At 66.2% G+C, this 22,403-nt stretch carries 26 protein-coding genes; 14 read left to right on the forward strand and 12 right to left on the reverse strand.

Annotation, left to right across the window (positions count from 1 at the left end; translation table 11 throughout):
• Position 1: 1 nt before the first annotated feature.
• The 3 genes from AC6CHP_RS00590 to AC6CHP_RS00600 all read right to left on the reverse strand — a co-directional run bounded on the left by AC6CHP_RS00590 (position 2) and on the right by AC6CHP_RS00600 (position 3,308).
• Positions 2 to 748 carry an ANTAR domain-containing protein gene (locus AC6CHP_RS00590; RefSeq protein WP_498227748.1) on the reverse strand — a complete coding sequence of 249 codons (747 nt, stop codon included), beginning with the start codon at positions 746 to 748 and terminating at the stop codon, positions 2 to 4.
• A 137-nt stretch (positions 749 to 885) separates the two neighbouring features.
• Positions 886 to 2,148, reverse strand: a complete 1,263-nt coding sequence (locus AC6CHP_RS00595; RefSeq protein WP_498227749.1) for a glycoside hydrolase family 26 protein — start codon at positions 2,146 to 2,148, stop codon at positions 886 to 888.
• A gap of 149 nt (positions 2,149 to 2,297) precedes the next feature.
• A complete protein-coding gene (locus AC6CHP_RS00600) occupies positions 2,298 to 3,308 on the reverse strand; it encodes a LacI family DNA-binding transcriptional regulator (protein ID WP_498227751.1) in 1,011 nt (336 codons plus the stop codon).
• A 106-nt stretch (positions 3,309 to 3,414) separates the two neighbouring features.
• Between AC6CHP_RS00600 and AC6CHP_RS00605 the strand changes: the two genes are divergently transcribed.
• Together AC6CHP_RS00605 and AC6CHP_RS00610 are read left to right on the forward strand one after the other, a co-directional pair.
• Positions 3,415 to 4,536 carry a Gfo/Idh/MocA family oxidoreductase gene (locus AC6CHP_RS00605; protein WP_498227753.1) on the forward strand — a complete coding sequence of 374 codons (1,122 nt, stop codon included), beginning with the start codon at positions 3,415 to 3,417 and terminating at the stop codon, positions 4,534 to 4,536.
• Positions 4,533 to 5,324 (forward strand): TIM barrel protein, encoded by a 792-nt coding sequence (locus tag AC6CHP_RS00610; RefSeq protein ID WP_498227755.1) that lies wholly within the window; start codon positions 4,533 to 4,535, stop codon positions 5,322 to 5,324. The genes AC6CHP_RS00605 and AC6CHP_RS00610 overlap by 4 nt, the downstream gene beginning before the upstream one ends.
• 23 nt (positions 5,325 to 5,347) lie before the next feature.
• On the opposite strand, the gene AC6CHP_RS00615 is transcribed toward AC6CHP_RS00610, so the two are convergent.
• Positions 5,348 to 5,761: a hypothetical protein gene (locus AC6CHP_RS00615; protein ID WP_498227757.1), complete on the reverse strand. Its 414-nt coding sequence runs from the start codon at positions 5,759 to 5,761 to the stop codon at positions 5,348 to 5,350.
• Positions 5,762 to 5,995: 234 nt separating this feature from the next.
• Between AC6CHP_RS00615 and AC6CHP_RS00620 the strand changes: the two genes are divergently transcribed.
• Positions 5,996 to 6,235 carry a hypothetical protein gene (locus AC6CHP_RS00620; RefSeq protein WP_188727161.1) on the forward strand — a complete coding sequence of 80 codons (240 nt, stop codon included), beginning with the start codon at positions 5,996 to 5,998 and terminating at the stop codon, positions 6,233 to 6,235.
• Positions 6,236 to 6,294: 59 nt separating this feature from the next.
• On the opposite strand, the gene AC6CHP_RS00625 is transcribed toward AC6CHP_RS00620, so the two are convergent.
• Genes AC6CHP_RS00625 through AC6CHP_RS00640 form a run of 4 tightly spaced genes read right to left on the reverse strand, consistent with a single transcriptional unit; the run spans position 6,295 to position 11,002 of the window.
• Positions 6,295 to 7,959: a sensor histidine kinase gene (locus AC6CHP_RS00625; RefSeq protein WP_188727163.1), complete on the reverse strand. Its 1,665-nt coding sequence runs from the start codon at positions 7,957 to 7,959 to the stop codon at positions 6,295 to 6,297.
• A gap of 43 nt (positions 7,960 to 8,002) precedes the next feature.
• Positions 8,003 to 8,773 (reverse strand): SDR family oxidoreductase, encoded by a 771-nt coding sequence (locus AC6CHP_RS00630; RefSeq protein ID WP_498227760.1) that lies wholly within the window; start codon positions 8,771 to 8,773, stop codon positions 8,003 to 8,005.
• 34 nt (positions 8,774 to 8,807) lie between these two features.
• A complete protein-coding gene (locus AC6CHP_RS00635) occupies positions 8,808 to 10,061 on the reverse strand; it encodes an ABC transporter permease (RefSeq protein WP_427115813.1) in 1,254 nt (417 codons plus the stop codon).
• A 5-nt stretch (positions 10,062 to 10,066) separates the two neighbouring features.
• Complete coding sequence (locus tag AC6CHP_RS00640; protein ID WP_498227762.1) at positions 10,067 to 11,002, reverse strand: ABC transporter ATP-binding protein; 936 nt, start codon at positions 11,000 to 11,002, stop codon at positions 10,067 to 10,069.
• 515 nt (positions 11,003 to 11,517) lie between these two features.
• On the opposite strand from AC6CHP_RS00640, the gene AC6CHP_RS00645 reads away from it, so the two are divergent.
• The 4 genes from AC6CHP_RS00645 to AC6CHP_RS00660 all read left to right on the forward strand — a co-directional run bounded on the left by AC6CHP_RS00645 (position 11,518) and on the right by AC6CHP_RS00660 (position 13,673).
• Positions 11,518 to 11,721: a helix-turn-helix transcriptional regulator gene (locus AC6CHP_RS00645; protein WP_104184475.1), complete on the forward strand. Its 204-nt coding sequence runs from the start codon at positions 11,518 to 11,520 to the stop codon at positions 11,719 to 11,721.
• Complete coding sequence (locus AC6CHP_RS00650) at positions 11,714 to 12,904, forward strand: type II toxin-antitoxin system HipA family toxin (RefSeq protein ID WP_498227764.1); 1,191 nt, start codon at positions 11,714 to 11,716, stop codon at positions 12,902 to 12,904. The genes AC6CHP_RS00645 and AC6CHP_RS00650 overlap by 8 nt, the downstream gene beginning before the upstream one ends.
• Before the next feature lie 77 nt (positions 12,905 to 12,981).
• Positions 12,982 to 13,461, forward strand: coding sequence for a DUF2975 domain-containing protein (locus AC6CHP_RS00655; RefSeq protein WP_104184473.1), 480 nt, complete (start codon positions 12,982 to 12,984; stop codon positions 13,459 to 13,461).
• Positions 13,461 to 13,673 (forward strand): helix-turn-helix domain-containing protein, encoded by a 213-nt coding sequence (locus tag AC6CHP_RS00660; RefSeq protein ID WP_188727175.1) that lies wholly within the window; start codon positions 13,461 to 13,463, stop codon positions 13,671 to 13,673. The genes AC6CHP_RS00655 and AC6CHP_RS00660 overlap by 1 nt, the downstream gene beginning before the upstream one ends.
• A gap of 350 nt (positions 13,674 to 14,023) precedes the next feature.
• On the opposite strand, the gene AC6CHP_RS00665 is transcribed toward AC6CHP_RS00660, so the two are convergent.
• From AC6CHP_RS00665 to AC6CHP_RS00675, 3 genes are all read right to left on the reverse strand, one after another.
• Positions 14,024 to 14,776, reverse strand: coding sequence for a cation efflux transmembrane domain-containing protein (locus tag AC6CHP_RS00665; protein WP_498227766.1), 753 nt, complete (start codon positions 14,774 to 14,776; stop codon positions 14,024 to 14,026).
• Entirely contained in the window at positions 14,773 to 15,042 is a 270-nt protein-coding gene (locus AC6CHP_RS00670) for an ArsR/SmtB family transcription factor (RefSeq protein ID WP_498227768.1), read from the reverse strand. Before AC6CHP_RS00670 ends, AC6CHP_RS00665 begins: the two co-directional genes overlap by 4 nt.
• 155 nt (positions 15,043 to 15,197) lie before the next feature.
• On the reverse strand, positions 15,198 to 15,614 hold the full coding sequence (locus tag AC6CHP_RS00675) for a hypothetical protein (RefSeq protein WP_308421942.1): 417 nt from the start codon (positions 15,612 to 15,614) through the stop codon (positions 15,198 to 15,200).
• A gap of 93 nt (positions 15,615 to 15,707) precedes the next feature.
• Here AC6CHP_RS00675 and AC6CHP_RS00680 point away from each other — a divergent pair, with 93 nt between their 5' ends.
• Complete coding sequence (locus tag AC6CHP_RS00680; protein ID WP_498227770.1) at positions 15,708 to 15,875, forward strand: hypothetical protein; 168 nt, start codon at positions 15,708 to 15,710, stop codon at positions 15,873 to 15,875.
• Complete coding sequence (locus tag AC6CHP_RS00685; RefSeq protein WP_498227771.1) at positions 15,860 to 17,671, forward strand: hypothetical protein; 1,812 nt, start codon at positions 15,860 to 15,862, stop codon at positions 17,669 to 17,671. The genes AC6CHP_RS00680 and AC6CHP_RS00685 overlap by 16 nt, the downstream gene beginning before the upstream one ends.
• Here AC6CHP_RS00685 and AC6CHP_RS00690 read toward each other — a convergent pair.
• Complete coding sequence (locus AC6CHP_RS00690) at positions 17,593 to 17,937, reverse strand: hypothetical protein (RefSeq protein ID WP_104184467.1); 345 nt, start codon at positions 17,935 to 17,937, stop codon at positions 17,593 to 17,595. The two genes, AC6CHP_RS00685 and AC6CHP_RS00690, sit on opposite strands and share 79 nt — an antisense overlap.
• A gap of 197 nt (positions 17,938 to 18,134) precedes the next feature.
• Between AC6CHP_RS00690 and AC6CHP_RS00695 the strand changes: the two genes are divergently transcribed.
• From AC6CHP_RS00695 to AC6CHP_RS00715, 5 genes are all read left to right on the forward strand, one after another.
• Positions 18,135 to 18,569 (forward strand): hypothetical protein, encoded by a 435-nt coding sequence (locus AC6CHP_RS00695; protein WP_498227772.1) that lies wholly within the window; start codon positions 18,135 to 18,137, stop codon positions 18,567 to 18,569.
• A gap of 70 nt (positions 18,570 to 18,639) precedes the next feature.
• Positions 18,640 to 19,857 (forward strand): MFS transporter, encoded by a 1,218-nt coding sequence (locus tag AC6CHP_RS00700; protein WP_188727181.1) that lies wholly within the window; start codon positions 18,640 to 18,642, stop codon positions 19,855 to 19,857.
• A gap of 15 nt (positions 19,858 to 19,872) precedes the next feature.
• Entirely contained in the window at positions 19,873 to 20,577 is a 705-nt protein-coding gene (locus tag AC6CHP_RS00705; RefSeq protein WP_188727183.1) for an esterase/lipase family protein, read from the forward strand.
• Between the two features lie 128 nt (positions 20,578 to 20,705).
• Positions 20,706 to 21,578 carry an LssY C-terminal domain-containing protein gene (locus AC6CHP_RS00710; RefSeq protein WP_427115824.1) on the forward strand — a complete coding sequence of 291 codons (873 nt, stop codon included), beginning with the start codon at positions 20,706 to 20,708 and terminating at the stop codon, positions 21,576 to 21,578.
• A 220-nt stretch (positions 21,579 to 21,798) separates the two neighbouring features.
• Positions 21,799 to 22,362: an alternate-type signal peptide domain-containing protein gene (locus AC6CHP_RS00715; protein ID WP_498227774.1), complete on the forward strand. Its 564-nt coding sequence runs from the start codon at positions 21,799 to 21,801 to the stop codon at positions 22,360 to 22,362.
• Positions 22,363 to 22,403: the final 41 nt, after the last annotated feature.

Consider the following 22,403-nt stretch of genomic DNA (forward strand, 5'->3'; position numbering starts at 1 on the left):
GCTACGCCGGGGCCGGCGGATCGAGCCGCGCTGCGGGGGCGCCGGCGGCCAGTGACTTCACCACATTCTCGGCAACGCTGCGCACCTTCAGGTTCCGCTGGCGCGACGCGCCCGCCAGCTTGCTGAACGCCTCGGCATAAGTGCAGCTGTTCTGGGCCATGATCACGCCGCACGCCACATCGATGGAGGTGCGGCTCTCCAGGACGGTCTTCAGGTTGTCCCCGGCTGACCGGACGCTGCGCACCTCGAGCGCCAGCTTCATGCTCTGGGCCGCCACCTCCGCGAACCACCGGGCCTCGGCCACCAGGTCCGGCGTCAGCCCGGTGGTGCCGCGGACAAGGAACAGCAGCGCGCAGGAGGTGCGGTCCTCCAGCTCAAGCGGGAGAGCCAACGCTGCGCCGAATCCGGAAGCCGAGAGCCGCCGTCGGTATGCCTGCCACCTGGTGGACGTTGTGCGGTCCACCTTAACCACTTCGGCCGTGCCGACGGTATGGGTCAGGGGCCCGTCGCCGTTCCGGTCCTCGGAGGTGGCCAGGGCCTCGGCGGCAGTGCTGTTGCCCGCAATGACGGGTGGGCCGCCGGGCCGGATCAGCAGGGCAGCGCAGTCGGCGGACCCGGCGAGGGCCTGCGCGCCGGCCTCCGCCAGCCGCCGCACCGAACCCAGGTCAGTGTCCGCACCCGTGATGAGGTCCAGCAGGAACCCCGGGCGCTCTGTCCGCATGGTTCCGTCCGCCGGTTGTAGTGCCACGCTTCGTCCCCCGTAAGCTTCGGTCCCGCCCCGCACCCGCGCGGGCTTTCCCCGAATCTATGAGTACAGCCCGCGGAGGGCACGAGTAGCCGGTACTCTACTTTTCCGGCGCGGCGGGGGGACCACTTGCTTTTGCGTTACCGGCGGGCGGCCAGTGCCTGTTTGAAGGCGTCGGCGGACGGCGTGCTGCTGTTGATCCGCCAGTCGGTTTCCTTGTTGTAGTGGAACCAGGTCACTGCGGTGATGTCCGGCTGGGCGGAAAGGTAGCTGACCAGGGCGGTGATCCAGTCTGCCTTGGAGCCGCCCTGCTCGGCCGAGGATGTTTCGGCGATCAGGATCTGCTTGCCCGGGGCCAGGGACCGGAGCTGGGACAGGCCGTCGCCGAAGAGCTGGGACGGGGACACCCAAGAGCTCCACGAGGCGGAGGTGCCCCAGTTGTAGCCGTCCAGCGCCACGGCATCCACGTACGCCGCGCCGGGGTACAGGCCGGCCAGCGGCACCGACCCCCAGTACGGCACGTTGGGGTTCCACACCCAGGTGATGTTGGTGGCACCCGCCGCCGTCACCACGCCGTGCACGTGCTGCCACGCGGCCGCGTAGTCGCCGGAACCGTTTCCGTTGACCTGCTCCGACCATGGGTACCAGTTGCCGTTCATTTCGTGCCCGAACCGCAGCATCACGGGGTGGCCCCAGCCGGCCAGCGCCTGGCCCCACTGGCGCAGGTAGGGATCGAAGTCCCCGGCGGTGATCCGGTCCAGGGAGTACTCGGGTTGCGCTGTTCCGCCGCCCCACGCCCAGGGTTCCCAGGTCAGCAGAGTCAGGGCGCCGCGGGTGCGGACTGCCTCCAGTTCCGTAATGGGGGGAGCCTGGTTGAAGTCCTTGTAGGACAGGATGATGGACGGCGCCTCGCCCGCAAGGGCGGTGACCTCATTCAGTTCGGCCGCCGCGAGCGGACCGCCGGGAGTGCCGACGCCGAAGCGCAGGGTTGCGGGGGCGGGCGGCGGCGGGCTGGCGGGCGCGGGAGCCGGGGCCGGCTCGGCAGGTTCCTCTTCGACGATGGAGGGGGAGCTGTAGGTGACGGTGAACGGTGCGGAGGCGATCGCCGTCGCCGTTGCGGCCCGGACGGTGATGGTGGGCTCGGCTGATTCAGGCATCACCAGTTCAGCCGTGAAGTAGCCGGAGGCGCTGGTTTTGAAAAGGGCGCTGGTGGTTCCCGCGCTGACTGTCCCAGAGGTCTTCTTGGGGAACCCGGTTCCGGTGACCGTCACGGAGGTGCCGGCAGGGCCGGTGTTCGGGCTGAGGGTGATGGCTGCCATCGCGGCGTGCGCCGGGGCCGCGCCGGCGGGCAGCGCCCAGGCCAGCAGCACGGCGAAACACAGGATGTATCTGAACAGCTTCACTGGACCTCCAGGTGGTGTGCCGCCGCACCTTGGGTGGAAAGGGCGACGGCGGGGACGGGCGCACAAAGAAAGGAGGTGACCGGAGTGCCCCCTTTTCCAGTCTGAAGGCCGCCTGGGCAGCGCAGTGGAGATTCCGGCTCAGGATCAGCCTAGTTTTGACCCACTTTTTGCGCACCAGCGTGTCCCGTGGTCTTGCGGAGGACCAGGTGGGGTGTCCGGACAACGCGTCCCGGCGGCAGCGTCCCTTCCACCCGGTCCACGGCGCGGTCAACGGCTGCGGCCGCAAGGAGCGGGGCGTCCTGGCTGATGGAGGAAAGCTGGACGTAGCTCAGCCTGGCGAAGTGGCTGTCGTCGTAGCCGAGCACGGAGATGTCCGCCGGAATGCTGATGCCCGCAGCCCGGAAGCTCTCCATGATTCCGAGGGCCGATCTGTCGTTGAAGGCGATTACGGCCGTGGGCAGGTCCGCCTGGAGAACCTGCCCGGCCCGCATGCCGGTTTCCTCATCCGGCCCGCCGGGAACAATTACGGGCTCCAGGCCGTGCCGGAGCATTTCCGTGCGGTACGCCTCCCGGCGCTGGTCCGAGGAAACGGCTGTGCCGCCGTCCACGTGGGTGATCCGGCGGTGGCCCAGGCTGGCCAGGTGCTCAACGGCTATCCGGATGCCGGCGTAATCGTCACTGCTGACCGAATCCACGAGGTCGCCCACATCCTCACGCAGGAGGCTCACCACCGGCACCCGGCGCGCGTGCAGTGCCAGGTCCTCGCGGCTGAGGGCCGGGGCGATGATGATCAGGGCTTCGGCGCCCACGTCCAGCAGTGTTTCGATGGCCCGGGCCTCGGGCCTGCCGGTGGCCACGGCGCTCAGCGCTATCTCATAACCCCTGGCCGAGGCTTCGGCGTATGCGGCATCCACAATTTCCGCATGGAAGGGCTGTGAACTGGAGAAGATGAGGCCCAGGAGCTTGGTTCGGCTGCTCCGGAGGAGCCGCGCCCGGGAGTCCGCGCGGTAGCCCAGCTCGCGGGCCGCCTCCAGGACTTTTTGCCGGGTTGATTCTGCGGCGCCGGGTGCGCCCCGCATCACGATGGACACCAGGGCGCGGGAAACACCTGCCGCCTTGGCAACGTCCATCAGGGTGGGGCGGCGCTGCAGTTCCGTCATATCTCCTCCTGGGAGTAACAGTCTATAGAACGATCTAGACCTGACGTGAACCGCATGTCATCATGGTTCGACTAGAACGATCTAGACGACGACGTCAGGAGAAATTATGGGTTACCTTCAGCATCCGGTCAGCGAAGACCGTCCCGTCCGTATCGGCTTGATCGGAGCGGGCTGGATTGGAAGTTTCCATGCCGAATCCGTAGCGCTGCGCATCCCCGGCGCCCGGCTGGAGGCAATCGCTGACCCGGCCCTGCCCGCTGTTGAAGCACTGGCCGGCCGCCTGGGCGTTGCCAAGATCAGTACGGACCCCGCAGACGTGCTGGAGGATCCCGACGTCGACGCTGTACTGATTTCCGCGCCGGCCCGGTTTCATTCCGGGCTCATCGCGGCAGCAGCCCGGGCAGGGAAGCACGCCTTCTGCGAAAAACCGGGCGGCCGCACGGTGGAGGAGCTCGATGAGGCCCTGAAGGCAGCCGAGGCCGCGGGCGTGGTGGTCCAGTTCGGCTTCAACCGGCGCTTTGCGGACGGCTTCGCCGCTGCCCGCAAGCTGATCGACGACGGCGCCGTGGGAACGCCGCAGCTGTTGCGGTCCTTGACCCGCGATCCGGGCACCGCGGACGGGATTGCCGATCCGGGGCGGATTCCGCCCGGCACCATCTTCCTGGAAACCCTCATCCACGATTTCGACACCCTCAACTGGCTCAACCCGGGCGCTGTTCCGGTCAGCGTGTATGCCGTGGCTGACGCGCTGGTGGCTCCGGGGGCAAAAGAGGTCGGATTGCTGGATACCGCAGTGGTCACCGTGACGTACAGCAACGGGGCCATCGCCGTGGCCGAGGCGAACTTCAATGCGCTCTACGGCTATGACGTGCGCGGGGAAGTTTTCGGCTCCGCGGGGATGGTGACGGCGGGAGGGCCACAGGAAACCACCGCCATGAGCTACACCGCTGCCGGCATCGGTTCGGCCACCGTCCGGCGGAACGTGGATCTTTTCCACGACGCCTATACGGCTGAACTCGCCCACTTTGTGGACGCCGTCAAGGCCGGCCGTGACGGCACTGAGGTTCCTGCCGCCCAGGCCCCTGGTGGAACCGATGCACGGAACGCCCTGGCTGTAGCCCTTGCTGCCTTCCGTTCGGCTGAAACGGGCCTGCCGGTTGATGTTGCGTCGGTTGCCGTCCTAAGTCCGGCAGAACCTGCACGCCACCTCGTGGGGAATAAGGCATGAGCTTCCGGCTGGCCGTGTGCGCCGAGATGGTCTACGGCGAACTGCCGTTGATCGAGCGGGTCAAAAGGATCCACGGACAAGGCTTTGAGGTGGAGCTGTGGGATACCCGTGGCCAGGACATTGCGGCCCTGGCAGCTACGGGAGCGCGGTTCTCTTCGATGACCGGCTATTTTGGCGGCAGCCTTACGGACCCCCGCAGCGCCCACGAGGTGCTGGCGTCTGCGGAGAAGCTGATCCCTGCCGCGCTGGAACTCGGGATCGAGCGGATGGTGGTGCATCCGGCGGAGCTCGGGGAGGGCGGCCGGGCTGTCCGCCCCATGCACCGGTCAACAGGGGAGATGTGGATGACCGGCCGGAGCACCCTCGAACGCCTGGGGGTCCTGGGCGAAAAGTACGGTGTGACCTTCGCGCTGGAGAACCTGAACACCGTCCTGGACCACCCCGGCATTCCCTTGGCCCGGGCCAAAGACACCCTGGCGCTGGTCTCGGCGGTTGACCACCCCAACGCCAGGATGATGCTGGACCTCTACCATGCCCAGATCGGCGAGGGGAACCTGATTGAACTCGTCCGGGCCGCGTTACCCTGGGTGGGGGAAATCCAGGTGGCCGACGTGCCGGGCCGTTGTGAGCCCGGCACCGGGGAAATCAACTACCGCGCAGTTGCAGCCGCCCTCCGCGAAGCCGGCTACACAGGAGTGGTCGGTCTCGAAGCGTCTGCCGCCGGGGGAGCGGGCCTGGAAGCGGGGGATACCGCCCTGGCGGCTTTCCGCGCTGCGTTTGAAAGCTAGCCGGGCTCAGTGCCTCTCAGGAATCAGCGGGCTGAGCCTGGGATCCTGTTAGTGCTGACGGAGTAGATGTTTTCGTGGACGCGGCTGAATCCCTCGGCGAGGAGGCGGGATGGGTTGTAGTTGTCCGGGATGAGGACGGCAGTGACCACGCCTGACACCCCGGTTCTGACGAGCTCTTGGCGGGAGTCTGTGGCTTGGCCGCATCCGGTGGTCCATTGGGTGGGCCGGTCTTCCGGGATGACGGTTAGGCAGGAGGAGGTTGCGTCCCGGGTTTGCCCGACGAAGTACCGAATGCCATCAGCAGTGGCGAGGAGCCGAGTGGTGTGGCCTTCGGCAGGGAGCGGCGGAATGCCTTCGGGAAGGGCATCGGCCGGCGTGGCTTCGCGGTCCAGCGCGCTGATGTGCGGAGGCGTTGGCGCCGGCGGACTGAGCAGCACACCGGCTGCCAGCGCAGTGCCGATTGCGGTAATGATGATGGCTTGCCGTTTCAGAGCGCTGCCCCCTCAGGCTTTGGTGCATTGAGCCTACCCGAGCGGATGCAGCGGTTTGAACCGCCCGGCGGCGGTGCCGGCAGCCAGTGCCGCCCGGGGAGGTACTCACCTGCGGGGCGCGTAGTCAGCGCCCAGGTAAACGGGTAACAGATACCGGCGGTTCAGAGCCTAAGCTTGATCATGGATGCGATTCCGTCCCTGGTCCTTGTCTTCGGTGTATCTTTCGTGTGGCTTGGTTTGACGGTGATCGTCCTCCTCCGGTTGCGCCGCCGCCGGAGGGGATCGTCGCTGGTGGCCACGGCCGCCGCCACTCCCGCCGGCCGTGCCGGCACCCACTCCCGCAAGCACTGGCGGCTCGCCCACCCGCTCACGGGCAGTGCCCCGGCAGGACGGCACAGGGGCGGGAAGGCCCGCGGGTAGCGTCCGGCCCCCTCACACAGGTCCGGCGTTCGACGGCGGCGCCCGGCGCCGGGGTCCTGTTACCGTGCGGAGGCGGGGGACGGGAGTGAAGCGTCCGCATCCGGAAGGGTCAGGACCGCTGTGGTTCCCTTGCCGCGGCTGCTGGACAGGCTGATGGTTCCCCGATGGTTCTCGACGATGGATTTGGTGATCGCCAGCCCCAGGCCCGCACCGGGAATTACGGAAGAGTGCGCATTGGCGGCCCGGAAGAAACGGGTAAAGGCCTGGGCGAGATCATCCTCGGTCATTCCGATCCCGGTGTCAGTGACTTCGCACCTGAGGCTTTGTCCGGTGGCGCTGATCCGGACCGTGACGGTTCCGCCGTCCGGCGTGTACTTGATGGCGTTCGACACCAGGTTGTCGATCGCCTGGCCAAGGCGGTCGGGGTCGAACCGTCCTGTGGCCGGACCCGTTGATTCCAGTTCAAGCGTGATGCCGGCAGCCGTGGCGTGCGGCTGTGCTGCCTCGATGCTGGTGGCGGCAACGTCGTTGAGGTCCGCCGGACGGGGAGCAATGGTCAATGATCCGGACGCGATGGTCAGCAGGTCACCGACGAGGGTCAGCAGCCGCCGGGCGTTGCGTTGGGCAACCGTCAGGCACTCTTCCAGTCCAGGTTCAAGGCCCTCGTCGTCAAGGGCCAGATCCAGGTAACCCAGGATGGACGTCAGCGGCGTCCTCAGCTCGTGGGAGACGTTGGCCAGGAATTCGTCCTTTGCGGAGAGCGCCGTCACAAGGGCTGTGACGTCCGTGAACGCCAGGACCGCGCCTGAGTTCCCTCCAGCGGACGTCTTTGTGAGACGGCAGGTCACGGAGTATGCGCGCTGGGTGGTTCCGCTGCCCACCCAGATCAGTTCGTCGGTGAAAGGTTCACCCCGGGCGGCGCGCAAGCGGGGGTGCCGTTCGGGGGGAAGCCGGTGTTTCCTGTCCACGCCGTAGACGGGCAGGTCGGTCACATTGCCGGGAGTCGGTTCACTGCCGATGGCGTCCGCGAGGCGGCTGCCGAGGTGCCTGTTCACCAGTACTGCCTGGCCTTGGCCGTCGAGGGCGCACACACCCACACTGACAGTGTCCATCACCGTGTTCAGCAACTGTTCGCGGTCCTCGCTGGCCGCGAGTAGGTCCCGGAGGTCCGCTTCCTGTTGTTGCAGCAGGCGCCGCTGCATGGCGATGCCGTTGGCAACCCCGTACGCGGTGAGTGCGATCGCCCCCAGGATGACCGGCAGGAGCACCATCCGGATGGAGGAGGCACTGGTGAATCCGGTGCCGAGGAGGACAGGCGGCACCGCCACGCTGACGACAGTTGCGAGAACGGCGGCGGCGACACCGCCGGGGCGTAGTCCGACCGCCAGCCAGACGACCGGAAAAACGAGCAGGAAGCTTAGGGCGGTGAGGTGTTGGCCGCCCGATTCGCGGGACAGTCCGATGGCCAGGCAGTCCAGGAACGGAATCACGAAGACGGCCCGTGCCGGAAGGCGATCCCAGGGCACCACGGCGCTGGCCGTGAGCAGCACCAGGTGCGCCGCCAGGCTGTAGAGGAACGGCCCGGGCCACTCGAACCCGGGGTGCAGAAGGGCCACCAGGACCGTCACTAGCAGCATCGTGATTGACAGGGGAAGCTGGAACATCACTGTCCGGCCGCGGAGCCCCAGCTTGCGGAAGTAACGGTCCGTGGATTCGAAAAGCATGGTTCCCCCTTAAACCAGTGTCCAGTCTGCTGCGTGAACCCCGTTATTGACCCCGGCCGCCGTCGGCATCGGCATCGGCAGCTTCCAGCCACTCGCTGAACGTCTGGCGTCCGACGGCGGCACCCGGCGCCGGGATCAGCGCACCGCTGCGCATTGCCTTCCCCATCGAGCCGGGCAGCACTGCCTCAAGGATCCTTTTGCGCTGGCCGGTTTTGGCGAGATAGGCGCGGACCAGGTCCGCGAGTTGTTCGGTCCGGGGCCCGCCCAGGTCTGGGACCCTTCCCTGGGGTCCTGACTCTGCCGCGGTCACCAGGGCCTCAGCTACCTCGCGGGCAGCCACGGGCTGGGTGAACATCTTGGGAACGCTGACCACTGGGCCCACAGTCCCGATCTTCACCGCCAGGGGCACGAACTCGTGGAACTGTGTGGACCGCAGCAGGGTCCATGGAATGCCGCCGTGCCGGACCTCGTCTTCCTGCACCAGCTTCCCGGCGTAGAGGCCGGACGTTGAACCGTCGATCCCCACAATGGAGAGCGCCACGTGGTGCTTGACCCCCGCCTGCTTTTCGGCTGCCAGCAGGTTCTGGGTGGCGTTGGTGAAGAAGTCCACGGCCTTTTTGGTGGACGTGGTCTGGATGCCGGAGACGTCGATGACTGCCTCCACCCCCTGGAGGGCCTGGGTGAGGCCGCGGCCGTTCACCAGGTCCACGCCTTCCGCCCGGCTCATGCTGGACACCTCATGGCCGCGTGCTTTTGCCACCTCCACCACGTGGCGGCCAACAGTACCGGTTCCCCCTGCGACGGCAATCCTCATGCAGCAAATCCTATGCCCGTTAGGGGCAGGAGTGTCAGCGCGGCGTGGTGCCGGTGGCTGCCGGTATGCGGCGGCCGCTGCTGAGCGCCGTCTTGATGTTGACCTTTGAGGCGTAGGAGATGGAGCCGTACTGGAAAAGCCGGACTGCCAGGAAGAACATCAATACTGCTCCGATGTAGAGGATGGCCAGGACGATAGTTGTTTCCACTACTGACAGGGATCCCAGTCCATTGCGGAGGAGCGCGGTGACGGGGGCGGAGAACGGGAAGTAGGTGAAGACCTGCACGATGAGTGACTGCGGGTTGGAGAAAATCAATGACACTGCGTAGAAGGGGATGAAGATCAGCGCGATCATTACGGCCATGTAGTTACCGGCCTCCTTGACCGTGGGCATGATGGCGCCGATCGCAACCAGTGTGTTGGTGAACAGGGCGAAGCCGCCCACCAGGATCAGGAAGCCGGTGATCATGGGTGCCGGTTCGAAGACCAGCGCCTCAAGGTCCAGGTCCGGGATGTTGATCTGCTCGCGGAAGAAGAGGTAGCCGATGACCACCGGCGAGGCGAAGATGACCATCTGCAGCAGGCCAATGGCGAAGAGCGCAAGGACCTTGCCGCTGATGAGTGTGGTGGGCTTCAAGGTGGTCAGGATCATTTCGGTCACCCGGTTCTCCTTTTCCTCCAGCGTGGAGCTCAACATCTGTCCGCCGAGAAGAATGATCAGCCCGTAAAAAATGACCAGGAAAAACAGCGGCGGCACGGCCGAGTTGAAGCCGCCGGATTCCACGCCGTCGCGGTAGGTCTTCATATCGATGGTGGCGTCAGTGCTGGCCAGAGCGGAGAGTTCGGCGGAGCCGATGCGGGTGTTGACCGCCTGCGTCAGCATGGCCTGCGCGACGGCGGAGTACTTGTTGTTCTCGAACAGGCCCTGGTCTGCCCCGTATACCTTGACGGTTTCCGTGGCAGGGTCCGCGGGAAAGTCGAAGAAGGCATCAATGCTGCCGGACTGGACCGCGGCCACCCCCTCGTCCGCGGAAGCCGCCGTCGTTGCTCCAAACACCGCAGCCTGCCCGGGACTGATGAGCCCTGACGCGTCTGTGTAGGAGATGGTGAATTCGGCGCTTTTTTGGGCGTTGGCCGCGGTATCGGTAGCGGTGTTGGACGCAAAAAGAAGGCCGAACACCACTGCCATGATGAACGGTACGGCAAGGGTGCCGGCCCAGAAGCGCTTCTTGCCGATGGTGCGGAAGAACTCGAAGGTAACCACGGTGCTGAGGTTGTGCTGTGCCATGCCTCTTATGCCTCTGCCATCTGGAGCGCGGCCGCATCGGCCCTGTTCTGGTCGCCGTAAACGCGGATGAAGATCTCCTCCAGGGAAATCTTGGTGGTAGTGAAGGACCGGACAGACACACCGGCGGCAACCAGTTCCCGGAGGATGTCTGCCTCGTCCGCGTCATCGGCGATGGACAGTTCGGAGTAGTTCGTCTCATTCACGGTGACCGTATACCGCGGCGAGGAAGGGACCGGGCCGGAGTGTTTCAGCCGGACGATTCGGCCGCCGTACTGGTTCTGGATGTCGTCGATGGTTCCGTACGCTTCGGCGGTTCCGTTCTTGAGCAGGATGACCCGGTCGCAGAGGCGTTCCACCTCCTCCATCTGGTGGGTGACCATCACGACGGTGGCGCCCTTGGTCTTTTGCCCGTCGATGATGTCCATCAGGAGGCGCCGGTTGACGGGATCAAAGCCCTTGGTGGGTTCATCCAGGATCAGCAGCTCGGGATCATTCATGATGGTGACGCCCAGCTGAACTTTCTGCTGCTGGCCGCCGGACAGTTTGTCCAGCTGTACGCCTGCCTTGTCCGCCAGGGCGACCCGCTCGAGGTACTCCAGAGACCAGGTTTTGGCAGCGTGCCGGTCCAGGCCCTTGAGCCGGCCGAAGTAGGTCATGACGTCGATGACCTTTTCCTTCTTGTACAGGCCGCGCTCCTCCGGGAGGTAACCGAGCCGGCCCCCGTCCTTGGGCCGGAATGGCTTGCCGTCTATATGCAGGGTTCCTGCGGTGGGCTGGTAGATGCCCAGGAGGGCCCGGATGGTGGTGGTTTTGCCAGACCCGTTGCTGCCCAGGAAGCCGAACGTCTCGCCCCGCTCCACGTCGAAGGACAAATCGCGGATGACAGTCTTGTCCCCGAAATCCATCCTGAACTGATCGATATGGACGAGTGCTTCGCTCATGGCTGTTCCCCAAAAGTACCGGTAAGTGTCCTCCGAGTTTATCGAGGGGTACCGAATGAGGCTCGCTCTCAAGGATGACACTCGGGGCAGGGATGTCGCTGCCTGGTTGGCCCCACGGCCGGTGAGAGAGGAGGGCCGGCGGCTATTTGCGGAACCACGCTGTTCCGCCGCCTCCGCCGCCGGCCCTGGCCTGTTGCCGGGCCCAGACCCCAGCTGCTGCTGCCTTACGCTTCAGGCCCCTCTCCCACCAGTGTGCGGCGGACGGATCAAGGACCGGCGAGGATTGCCTCAAGATCAACCAAGGACCGGCTCTGTTTCCTCGCGAAACCTACCCCTGGGTGCGGTCCTTCGCCGTCGAAACGCAACAAAACTGAAAAATACTTCCGATAGCGGGACCGGGCGGCCGCTGGACGGACCCTCGCCCTCCTTTCCGCAATATATTGCGATTTCACGAATGCTGGGGCATCCTCTCCTAGAGGAGCGCATGAATCAGCAATATTTTGCGGAAGGAAATGATGGACGACGTTCAGGCCATCGGAGCCAGCATCCGGCGCGCCCGTAAAGAGGCCGGCGTTACCCAGGGCACGCTGGCCGATCTGATCGGCACGTCCTCGCGCACCATCCATGCCATTGAAACCGGGACGGGCAACCCGTCACTGGGCACGGTGGCCGCCGCGGCCAACGCGGTTGGCCTCCACCTCCGGGCCGCTGATGACTGAGGACCTGCAGCGCCTGAAGTTCGTCCGCAGCGCAGACGTGTACAAGGCGGGCGTCCTGGCCGGGCGCCTCTTCCGCACGGACTACGGCAGCGTGGCCTTCTCCTACACTGCCGAATACCTTGCGGCCGGCGCCCGCCCGGTGGCAACAACACTGCCCCTTGCCGGGGACCCCGTGGAATCACCCAGCGGTGCGCTGCCGGCCTTCTTTTCGGGGCTCTTGCCGGAGGGCCACCGGCTCACCGTGCTCAAGGACGCCGTGAAGACGAGCCTGGGTGATGAGCTAAGCCTCCTCCTGGCCGTAGGCGCAGACATGCCGGGCGACGTGCAGGTTGTTCCGGCCGGCGAACTCTTGGTGGAGCAGCGGCCGCTGGCGGACACGTCCCGCCCCGAAGACCTGGATTTCGCCTACCTTGCAGACGCGGTGGATCCGCACGGACTGCCCGGCGTGCAGCACAAGGCAAGCGCCTCAATGATGACCACACCGCTGGCGCTTGCCAACCGCCGCTACCTGCTCAAGCTGGATCCGCCCAGCTATCCGCATCTTGTCCTGAACGAGGCAGCCCACCTCACCGGAGCCCAAGCCCTGAAGATTCCTGTGGCCAGGCACAGCGTGGTTACCGACAAGCGCGGCATGCCCGGGCTGCTGGTGGAGCGGTTCGACCGTGCCCACTCCGACGGCCTGGTGCGCCTGGCCCTCGAGGACGGGGCGCAGGTGATGAACCTGCCGCCGGCGTCGAAATACGCCGTCAGTTCCGAACAGCTGGTCCTGGCGCTGGCCGGCCTGTGCAAGGCAAGGGCCGTGGCCGTGCGCAACCTCTACCTGCAGTTCGTCTTCGCCTGGCTCACCGGCAACGGGGACCTGCACGCCAAGAACGCCGCCGTCCTCGCCGGCAGGAACGGAAGCTGGGCCGTAGCCCCGATGTACGACATCCCCTGCACCCTGCTCTACGGTGATGACACCATGGCGCTTCCCCTCGCCGGCAAAGTCAAAGGACTCAAGGCCAGGCACTGGGAGGAGTTCGCGGCCGCCATTGGGCTGCTTCCCCGGGCAGCGGCGGCAGCCAACGCCCTGGCCCTCACCGCCGCCGAGGGCATCCGGCTGGACACCCTGCCCTTCACGGGATCACCCCTCAACGGCACCCGGCGGGAGCTGCGGTTCCGCCGGGACCAGCTGACGTCCTGACTCCTTCGACGCTTCTCTTCACATGAGTGCTTCCCGTATCGATTGACTTTCGATAGGTAGTAGCTGAAACTCGATATATGAAGATAACCCGCCTGGCAGTCACCGCCCTCCGTATGGTCCTTGTGGTGGCCTTCCTTCTGCTGCTCCTGTTCCAGGTCATGTCCATCCCCGGCCAGTTCGCGCACATGGCGCAGGAGAATCCGGACCGTGCCCACCTTCAGTGGCCCCTCACCATCTTCTTCATCCTGGAGGTGGCCTGCGTCCAGGTGGTGATCGTGGGCACCTGGAAGCTGCTGACGCTCGTCAAGCATGACCGGATCTTCAGCAACGGAGCCCTGGTGTGGGTGGACGCCATTGTCTGGGCCATCGCCGCCGGCTGGACCATGCTCGCGGCGCTCTCCGCCGTCGTCGTCCTTAATGCCGACGATCCCGGGCTCCCGCTCCTGCTGTTCCTGATCCTGGTGGCCGGCGCCGCCCTTGGCCTGGTGGTGGTGGTGCTGCGCGCCCTCCTCCGGCAGGCCGCCGACCTCCGGGCGGACATGGAAGCGGTGATCTGATGCCCATTGTGGTGCGCATCGACGTCGAACTGGCCAGGCAGAAGATGAGTGTGGGGGAGTTCGCCGAGCGTGTGGGCCTGACACCCGCCAATGTGGCCGTGCTGAAAAACGGCCGGGCCAAGGCGGTACGCTTCAGCACCCTCGAGGCCATGTGCCGGGTGCTGAACTGCCAGCCTGGTGACCTCCTCGAGTTCGTGGAAGACGAACCTTAGGCGCCAGTGACCAAGCGTTGCTCGTGCCGGGCAGGGGGGCAAGTGGGGGAGCTGGAAACCTTGACATGGCGGGCGGTCCGGAACCTACGCTGGAAGTGCTCAGGCAGTGGGCTATCCCGGCCCCAAGGGAGCGACATGGCACACGACAAGAACCAACCCCAGGAAAGTACCGGACCTGAACCTGCGCCCGAGCGGGAACCCGAACCGGAGCAGGAGACGCAGCGGGAGCACGGGCCAGAGCAGGAGTCTGAGCCACAGCCTGAGCAGCCGGAGCCTGAGCCGGGCGAAATTCCTGCCGGCCAATGGGAAGACCCGCCCAGGCCTCCGACCCCCAGCGGCTTCAATCCGGACTACTGGCCGAAGTACTGATCAGGGCCCGCTGCCTGCCGCGGCGCGTCACTGGTGTCCGTGCAGCCCGAGCAGCAGCCGGCGGCAACCGGACTGCTCTCCAGCCCGGCATCGGTGCCGTCCCTGGCCGGAACCGTGCAGCATACATCGCCGCGCCAGGCCTCGATGCCTTCCCGGACGGCGATGGCGGCAATGGCCAGCGCGGCGGCAGCGTCTGCCCACCACCAGCCCACCGTGGCGTTCAGCAGCAGGCCGGCCAGGAGGACGGCCGACAGGTAGGTGCAAAGCAGCGTCTGCTTGGAGTCGGCCACCGCAGTTTTGGACCCCAGTTCGCGGCCGGCCCGGCGCTGCAGCCAGGACAGTACCGGCATGATGGCCAGGCTTAAGGCTGCAATGAAGATGCCCGGCACAGAATGCTCGGCCCCTTCCCCGACGGTCAGGGATCGGATGGCCTCGGCGGATACAAAGGCGGCGAGGGCAAAGAAGGACAGGGCGATGATTCGCAGTGTCAGGCGCTCGCGCCGTTCCGGATCCTTCGAGGCGAACTGCCAGGACAGCGCGACGGCGGAGGCAACCTCGATCACCGAGTCCAGGCCGAAACCGATCAGGGCAGCCGAGCCGGCCACGCCGCCGGCCCAGAGGGCAACCGCCGCCTCAATGACGTTGTAGGCGATGGTGGCTGCGGCGAAGAAGCGGATGCGGCGGGAGAGGACCGCGCGGCGTTCCGGGGCCGGCGAAATTTGGAGGTCCGTCACGCCTGGCATGTCCCGTCCGGTGCGCAGCACGCCGGATCGACGGCCAGCACTACGCCCAGCAGGTCACGGATGGCGTGCCCCAGCCGGTCGTCCGCCAGTTCGTACCTGGTCCGCCTGCCGTCCGGTACTGCCACCACCAGGCCGCAGCCGCGCAGGCATGTCAGGTGGTTGGACATGCTCTGCCGGGACACGCCAAGGGCGTCGGCCAGGTCCGAAGGATACGTGCCGCTTCCCCTGTATTCAGGAGAAGCTGTACCCCCGGGCATGACCCATGGCGGGCTGTCAGCAAACCGGGAGTGCAGCTACCCGTCTATTCGGATACAGCTGCGCTCGCAGTCCGTGGACATCAGGAGGAAAGAAAAGTGTGCGGCTGGCGCCCTGGCCCGACGATTGGGCTCTCTGGGTGCCGTTGCCTGGGCGCCTATGCGGCGATCAGTGCCGGTGCGTGTGCCCTGCGGGAGGCAGTGCGCGGCGCCAGGACGCTGATGGTGCACGGCGCCTGCTGCGGATCAATCATGGCGGGCAGGTGGTGTGTTTCGGAAGAGGCATGGAGCATTTCCAGCGCTTCCTGATCCACCCGCGCATGCGATATATCCAGTTCCACGCCCAGTCCTTCTCGTAAGGAATTGGCGCGCTTGACGACTACATACAGTGCGTTGACGCTGTGGACGGTGACATGCCCCTTTGCAATCACCTGTGCCTTGGCGTGGTCGAGATCTACACGGACAACAATGTTCAGCTTGGAATTCAAGTTGTAAAGCCTTCCCCGGCATTGGCTGCGACGCTGCAGCTTCTTGCTTATGGCCGTTTGCATCAGCCTCATCCAGAGTAGGGACATAATGTGATCCACGCAACATGAAGGTGTTTATTACATCGTTTGGGGTTCCCGGATTTCCTTTCCCCCGCGCCCGGCCGGGTGGATCATGTAGCCATGGGCAAGCGCGCAGGTGGAAGCCTTGGCGACGCCGGCGACGCCAACGCCACGGGCCGGCGGGAACAGCCGGAGCCGCCAGGTCAGCCGGACCATGTGGTGGTGTTCGTCCACGGCATGGGACGCGCCCTCAAAGGCGGCACCCTGCAGGAATGGCCCAGCCGCTGATGCTGAGCCTGCACGATCTCTCCCTGGACCTGGTCCCCGACACCACGCACCCGCATCTGGTTATCACCCAGGCGAACGCGGTGGGCGACCCGCCGGAGGTGCTGGTCAAGGTCCTCCGGGGCGCCGCGGGCGGCACGCCTGAATGTCTCACTGTGCTCATGACGGAGGCGTCCTGGGGCAGGGACTTCGAGCCGGCGTCGGCTGCGTCCACGTACTCCTGGGCACTCCGGACCGCCCTGCGCGTGTACCTGCGCTCCCTCCAGCTGATCAAGTGGAACCTGTATCCCGGCCGGCAGAGGAACATCCGGTGGTTCGGGGCCTGGCTGCGGCAGTTGGTCCTGACCTCGCTGGCTGCCTTTGCCGGGTTCTTCCTCCTGCTGGCGGTGCTGCTGGTGCTGCTGCTGATCATCGGCCTGGCGTGGATCCCGGGTCCGGGCCGGTGGATCGGCAAGCTCGTTTCCCTGTTTGCCGACTTCCTTGGCGATCCGCAGGTGTGGAAGCGCAAGCCCCTGCAGGCGGCGGCGATGCGGCAGCGGGTGGTGGACACGCTCCAGCGCTGGAAGCGCTGCCCGGAAACTGAGGTCACCGTGGTGGCGCACAGCCAGGGTGCCGCCATCACCGGGCAGGTCCTGTTCCAGAACCAGGCGCGCGCCACCAACTTCGTCAGCGTGGGCAGCGGGCTGGACCTCCTGGGGTACGCGCAGTGGGGCGGGGGAACGGGCGAGGACCCGGTGTCGGACTGGCTGGCCAACCCTCAGCGACCGCGCTGGATCAACGTCTGGGGGAAGTTCGACTTCGTGCCGGCCGGGCCCATCTCCACCCACGCCAACGGGCCGCTTCCGGTTTTCGGCAAGATCTACGCCCGGGACAGCGAGGGCGACGGCGGTCCGGGACCCGAGGAACATCCCGTGTACAACAGGTCCGCCCTGATCTATGACCATATTGTCTACTCCCAGAACCGCGTGGAGGTGCTGGACCCGCTGGCACGGCTGATCCTGGATCCGCCGCCGCCAGGGTCCGCCGGGCTGGCCTTGAGGATTCTCGACGGCGACCGGCGGCTCCGCCCGCACCGCGTCATGGTGAAAAGCCTGGGAGTGACGCGGCTGCTGGCAGTCCTCACCTCGGGACTCAGCGCTCCGGCTGCGCTGGCCTGGCTGGGATCGCAGGAGTGGGCACGGAACATGGCCGCGTGCGGGGCTCCCGGGGAGGGCCCGGACCCGTGGTGGTCCGACTGGCTGTGCTCCGGGCCCACCTACCACTGGGCGCACTGGCAGGACTGGGGCGTGCTGGCAGTGGCAACGGCGGTGTTTGCCGGCGTGCTGGTGGGGCTCCTGAACGGGCCGGTGTGGGGAGTGCTGCACAACCGGCTCCAGCGGATGCGCCGTCCGTCCTTCACGCAATCGAGCGATCCCACCCGCAATCCGCCGGCCAACCCGTGGTGGTACGTGGCGTGGTACCTGCTGATCGTGACCGTGGTGGCGGTGGCCGTGCCCTTCCTGCTGGCGTGGCCGGATCTGCCCTGGGTGGTGGTGGTTGTGCTGGTGGCGGCGCTGTGGGCTTTGTGCTTCACGCGGACCAGCATCACCGGGCTGCCCGCACGGACCGTTCTCCAGGAGGCGCAGCCTGTGGCACCCGCGCAGCCTGTGGCACCCGGGCCGGCGGCCGGCGTCGTACGCAACTTGCCGCCCGCCGTCGAACGCGGCGAACAGTCAATGGCTCACCCCACTGCTTCGGAAAGCCTTCCGGCTAACACCGTGACCGGCGCGGCTGACCAGCGCTCGCGCTCCGGCTCATAGGAGATGACGACGGCGGTGTCGCTGTCCCGGGCCTCGTCCATGGCAAGCAGCAGGGCGTCCTCCACGTGCCGGGCGAATTCCAGCCGCTCGGCCAGCGAGCCCCGCAGCTCGTCGTCGTCAATAAGCACGTGGCCCTTGCCGTCCACGATGACCTTCAGCGAATAGCCCTGGTCCTCCTGGAGGGACCCGCGGGTGGATGAAATTTCGGTGATTCTGTCTGCCCGGACCAGCCCGTTGCCGAGCGTTCGGATCCACACTTCACCCATCGAATGACCTCCCCTTTCGTACGGGCGCGGATCAGCGCCCCATAAGGCGAACGCTACTCTTCCGCGGGACGTTTGTGACCCCCGGATTTGCTTCATGTGCGGGCCTTTCGGCCCTTCCGGACCGGAGTTCCCGCGGGGACGATGTTGGCAGGCGGCACGTCCAATGATTTGGCCGTTAACTGGCTCCGGGAGATGGCATGGCTGACAAGACGGTGACCAGCCGCGGCGGCAACGTTGTGTCTGTCCTGATTAACGCCGCGATGATGTGGGGGATCAACATCTGGCCGGGCTGGCAGGTGGTGCCGTTCCTGACCCCGGATATGGACCGCGTGCTCGGCATCATCAACGCGTCACTGACCGCTGGCATCGTGGCGAACCTCATCTTCGTGGTGATCCGCAACAGAGGCATTATGGCGCTGGGAAACCTGGTGGTCCTGGGAATAGGGCTCGCCGCCACGTTCCGCCTCTGGGAGGTCTTCCCCTTCGACTTCGGGGACGGCTGGTCCGGCTGGCCCGTGGTGGTGAGGGTCCTGCTGGTGCTGGGCATCGTAGGCTCCATCATCGGCATGGTGGTGGAAATCGTGGCCTTGTTCAGGTCGCTGGCAGGCTTCGGAGAGCGGGCCCGCCAGTAGTCTCCCGGCGCCGGCCTTCGGTGCGCAGGCCGGGCGGCGGCGTTACGGGCGCGGCCATAAAATAAATCTGATGACTTCCCCCGATGACCCCCAGCCCTTCAGCCTGCGCGGCATCGCGGTGGCAGCGTTCGGCCCCACGCTGCTCTACGGAATCGGCACGGGCGCCATCCTGCCGGTGGTGGCCCTGACCGCCCGGGATCTGGGAGCGTCGGTGGCTGTGGCTGCCCTGATCGTCACCCTGATCGGGCTGGGCTCCTGGTTCTTCAACCTGCCCGCCTCCCTGGTCACGCTCAAATTCGGTGAGCGCTGGTCAATCGTGGGGGCCGCCGTCGCGGCCGGCCTCGCGCTCGCGGCCGCCGGGCTGACGTCGCTGGTGCCCGACGGGCTGTGGCTGCTCGCCGCGGCGATGGCCGTCGTCGGAATGTCCGGCGCCGTGTTTGGGCTGGCCCGGCAGAAGTACCTCACCGAGGCCGTGCCCGTGGAGTTCCGGGCGCGGGCGCTGTCCACCCTGGGCGGGGTGAACCGGATCGGCGTGTTCATCGGGCCGTTCCTGGGCGCGGCCGTGATGCAGTTCGCCGGCATCAGCGGCGCCTACTGGGTGGGGGTGGTGGCCATGGCGGCTGCCGCGCTGCTGTCACTCACCATTCCGGACCTGGCCGTTGCTCCCGCGCCCGACGGCGGACACAAGGGGCCGGAGCCCACGCTGCGGAGCGTCGCGGTGTCCCACGCGGGCGTGTTCCTCAGCCTGGGCATGGGCATCCTGCTGCTCAGCGCGCTGCGCTCGTCCCGGCAGGTGGTCATCCCGCTGTGGGCGGACCACCTGGGCATGGACGCGACCTCGGCTTCCTTGATTTACGGGCTTTCCGGGGCCATCGACATGCTGGTGTTCTATCCCGCGGGCAAGCTCATGGACCGGAAAGGCCGGCAGTTTGTGGCCGTCCCTTCCACGCTGATCATGGGGATAGCACTGCTGCTGATTCCTCTCACAGGGTCCTTCACGGGGCTGCTGCTGGCTGCGCTCCTGATCGGGTTTGGCAACGGGATCAGTTCCGGGCTGGTGATGACCCTCGGGGCGGACTTTTCGCCGGACCGTGGCCGCGGGCAGTTCCTGGGGCTGTGGCGGTTCATGGCCGATGCCGGGTCCACCGGCGGTCCCGTGCTCCTCTCCGGGGTGACCGCCGTTGCCACCCTGGGAGCGGGGGTCTCAGCCACGGGCGTCCTGGGCTTTGCGGCGGCGGCCGTGTTCGCCGTCGTTATTCCCCGCCTGAAGCACCGACGCAACTACTAGGGATATCCTCGACAGATGAGTGAACGGGGCGTGAGCACTCGGATAAGTCCGTTGCGCAAAGCCATGTGGTGGCTGCAGGACTACCTTTATGCCGCGGGATGGCAGGTCCGCGGAGTGTTGTCGCGGGTCCAGCCAGGATCCTTCCACCAGGGCCACCGGCGGCCTGTGGTGATCATTCCGGGCGTTTACGAAAACTGGCAGTTCATGATGCCGCTCATCCAGTGCATCCACGACGCCGGCCATCCCGTCCATGTGGTCACGGTGCTGCAGCGGAACAAACTTGAGGTGCCGGTGGCGGCGCGGATGGTGGCCCAGCACATTGAGGAAGCAGGGCTGCAGGACGCTGCGATCGTGGCGCACAGCAAGGGTGGCCTGATCGGCAAATACACCATGCTGATGCTGGACCCCGAGCAGCGGATCGACCGGATGGTCACCGTGTGCACGCCGTTTTCGGGATCGCGCTATGCCAGGTACATGCTGCTGCCCACCCTGAGGATCTTCTCGCCACGCAATGCCCTGACGCTGGAGCTCGCCCGCGAAGAGGCCATCAACAGCCGCATCACCTCCATTTACGGCACGTTCGATCCGCACATCCCGGAGGGCAGCGTCCTTCCCGGCGCCACCAACATCGAGCTGCCCGCTGCCGGGCACTTCATGATTTTGGGTGATCCTGAGACGGCGCGGATCATCGTTGAGCAGCTGAACCCCGACGAGCCGTGACCCCTGGTGTAGGCGACTCGGGCGTGGGTGGCTCCGGCCACGAACGCCGACCCGGCCACCGACCCGCCAGCGGCTCCCGTCCAGGCCCCGACGGCGGCGGTGCCGGGCACTCTGGCCAGGAGCGGGCCGTGCCGGCGGAGCCCGACCACTCACCCTCCAGCAACGCGGTGGAACGGCGGCAAAGCCGGTGGGCCACCGTCCTGGCAGTGCTGCAGCGGGTGCTGTACCTGGTGGTGACTGTCGCCGTCGGCTGGGCGGTGTACTTTTTCCTGCTGTCGCGGCTTTCGCGCGGCCCTGACCAGGCGTGGGTGTTCCTGCCGGTCTGGCTGATCCTGGCCTACGCGCTGCTGCCGCGCGTCCACAAAATCCTGAGCAGCCTCTACATCCCCGACTACTTCATTGGCCGGGCCAGGACAGGCGACGGCGTCCTTGGCGATCCCGTGAACCTCGCCGTGGTGGGGACGCAGGAGGAGTTGCGCCGGGCCATGCGCACCGCCGGCTGGGTGGAGGCCGACCCCATTACCCCGGCCACGGCCTGGCAGACCCTCACCTCCACTGTGCTGGGCCGCAGCTATCCGGCCGCCCCCGTCAGCTCGCTCTACGTGTTCGGCAACCGGCAAGACCTGGCATTCCAGCGCGAGATCGACGGGAATCCGCGCAAGCGGCACCACGTGCGGTTCTGGAAGTGCCCGCCCGGATGGATGCTGCCCGGCGGCCTGTCCGTGGACTGGGTGGGGGCCGGAACGTATGACCGCAGCGTGGGCCTGTCCCTGTTCACCTTCCAGATCACGCACAAGATCGCCGACCGCACGGACGAGGAGCGCGATTTCATTATCGCCACGCTGCAGGCGGCCGACGCGGTGCAGTCCGTCCACGTCATCCTCAACTACTCCAGCGGTTACCACCACCGCAACGGCGGCGGCGACGCCATCCGCACGGACGGGCACCTGCCCATCATCGATTTGTACGAGCCGGGGCGGCCGGGAGTGGTGGGGTCCTAGTGTGCGTCCGAATAGGACGACCCGTTTGGCCTTCGAGTCACAGATTTATGTGACGTCGACTTACGGCTTGAAGCAGGTTGTGGGATAGCGCTTACCGGCGTCTGACCTGCTGCTTTATTCTTGCGCGAACCTTGATCAAATCCCTTATCAGGTCCTGAGATTTGCCTTGCAGAGTGGTCCCCAGATCCACAAACACACGCAAAGTCTGAGGGGACACACCATGAAGAACAGCACTCTGATCAAAGGCACCGCAGCCATCGCAGTAGGCGCAGCACTGCTCCTGGGCGGCGGCGGAACCCTGGCCGCCTGGAACGCTACTGATGACGTGCAAGCCGGCACCATCGTCGCGGGTGACCTGAATGTCGCTGCTAGCACCGGAGAGTGGACTGACAGGGACCTTAACCCCATCGACATCCGCACCTACAAAGTAGTTCCTGGTGACAAGCTGACTTACACCCAGGACCTGACGGTCACTCTCGTAGGCGACAAGCTGGCAGCCAACGTCGTTCTCACGAACGTCCCCACGAGCACATTTTCTACAGACAATGTCACCGTTTCTCCACTCAAGCTCACGAACAGCGCAGGCGACGTCGCGCCCAGCACGGTCTTGGAGCCTGTCGACGGAAGCCCGACCCAGACGGTGACGGCATCGACGGTTTTCGAGTTCAAGGGTTCCACCTCGGGCCGCAACGATGTCGCGAAGTCCTATGAGCTCGGGAATGTGAGCTACACGCTGTCCCAGGTAACTCAGGGCGGACTTGACGGCGTGACCACGGCCCCGTAGTAGGACCGCCGGGTGGCCCGGCTGCCACCTGTCATAAGTAG

Source organism: Pseudarthrobacter sp. GQ63, from assembly GCF_059758765.1.

Bases quoted from the DNA above. Each gene is read 5' to 3' on its own strand.
- AC6CHP_RS00680 (WP_498227770.1), top strand. From the start codon at position 15,708: ATGGGCAAGCGCGCAGGTGGAAGCCTTGGCGACGCCGGCGACGCCAAC.
- AC6CHP_RS00650 (WP_498227764.1), top strand. From the start codon at position 11,714: ATGACTGAGGACCTGCAGCGCCTGAAGTTCGTCCGCAGCGCAGACGTG.
- AC6CHP_RS00670 (WP_498227768.1), bottom strand. From the start codon at position 15,042: ATGCCCGGGGGTACAGCTTCTCCTGAATACAGGGGAAGCGGCACGTAT.
- AC6CHP_RS00630 (WP_498227760.1), bottom strand. From the start codon at position 8,773: ATGAGGATTGCCGTCGCAGGGGGAACCGGTACTGTTGGCCGCCACGTG.
- AC6CHP_RS00690 (WP_104184467.1), bottom strand. From the start codon at position 17,937: ATGGGTGAAGTGTGGATCCGAACGCTCGGCAACGGGCTGGTCCGGGCA.
- AC6CHP_RS00695 (WP_498227772.1), top strand. From the start codon at position 18,135: ATGGCTGACAAGACGGTGACCAGCCGCGGCGGCAACGTTGTGTCTGTC.
- AC6CHP_RS00600 (WP_498227751.1), bottom strand. From the start codon at position 3,308: ATGACGGAACTGCAGCGCCGCCCCACCCTGATGGACGTTGCCAAGGCG.
- AC6CHP_RS00705 (WP_188727183.1), top strand. From the start codon at position 19,873: ATGAGTGAACGGGGCGTGAGCACTCGGATAAGTCCGTTGCGCAAAGCC.
- AC6CHP_RS00715 (WP_498227774.1), top strand. From the start codon at position 21,799: ATGAAGAACAGCACTCTGATCAAAGGCACCGCAGCCATCGCAGTAGGC.
- AC6CHP_RS00640 (WP_498227762.1), bottom strand. From the start codon at position 11,002: ATGAGCGAAGCACTCGTCCATATCGATCAGTTCAGGATGGATTTCGGG.
- AC6CHP_RS00675 (WP_308421942.1), bottom strand. From the start codon at position 15,614: ATGTCCCTACTCTGGATGAGGCTGATGCAAACGGCCATAAGCAAGAAG.
- AC6CHP_RS00685 (WP_498227771.1), top strand. From the start codon at position 15,860: ATGGCCCAGCCGCTGATGCTGAGCCTGCACGATCTCTCCCTGGACCTG.
- AC6CHP_RS00660 (WP_188727175.1), top strand. From the start codon at position 13,461: ATGCCCATTGTGGTGCGCATCGACGTCGAACTGGCCAGGCAGAAGATG.
- AC6CHP_RS00635 (WP_427115813.1), bottom strand. From the start codon at position 10,061: ATGGCACAGCACAACCTCAGCACCGTGGTTACCTTCGAGTTCTTCCGC.
- AC6CHP_RS00625 (WP_188727163.1), bottom strand. From the start codon at position 7,959: ATGCTTTTCGAATCCACGGACCGTTACTTCCGCAAGCTGGGGCTCCGC.
- AC6CHP_RS00645 (WP_104184475.1), top strand. From the start codon at position 11,518: ATGGACGACGTTCAGGCCATCGGAGCCAGCATCCGGCGCGCCCGTAAA.
- AC6CHP_RS00605 (WP_498227753.1), top strand. From the start codon at position 3,415: ATGGGTTACCTTCAGCATCCGGTCAGCGAAGACCGTCCCGTCCGTATC.
- AC6CHP_RS00700 (WP_188727181.1), top strand. From the start codon at position 18,640: ATGACTTCCCCCGATGACCCCCAGCCCTTCAGCCTGCGCGGCATCGCG.
- AC6CHP_RS00620 (WP_188727161.1), top strand. From the start codon at position 5,996: ATGGATGCGATTCCGTCCCTGGTCCTTGTCTTCGGTGTATCTTTCGTG.
- AC6CHP_RS00655 (WP_104184473.1), top strand. From the start codon at position 12,982: ATGAAGATAACCCGCCTGGCAGTCACCGCCCTCCGTATGGTCCTTGTG.
- AC6CHP_RS00610 (WP_498227755.1), top strand. From the start codon at position 4,533: ATGAGCTTCCGGCTGGCCGTGTGCGCCGAGATGGTCTACGGCGAACTG.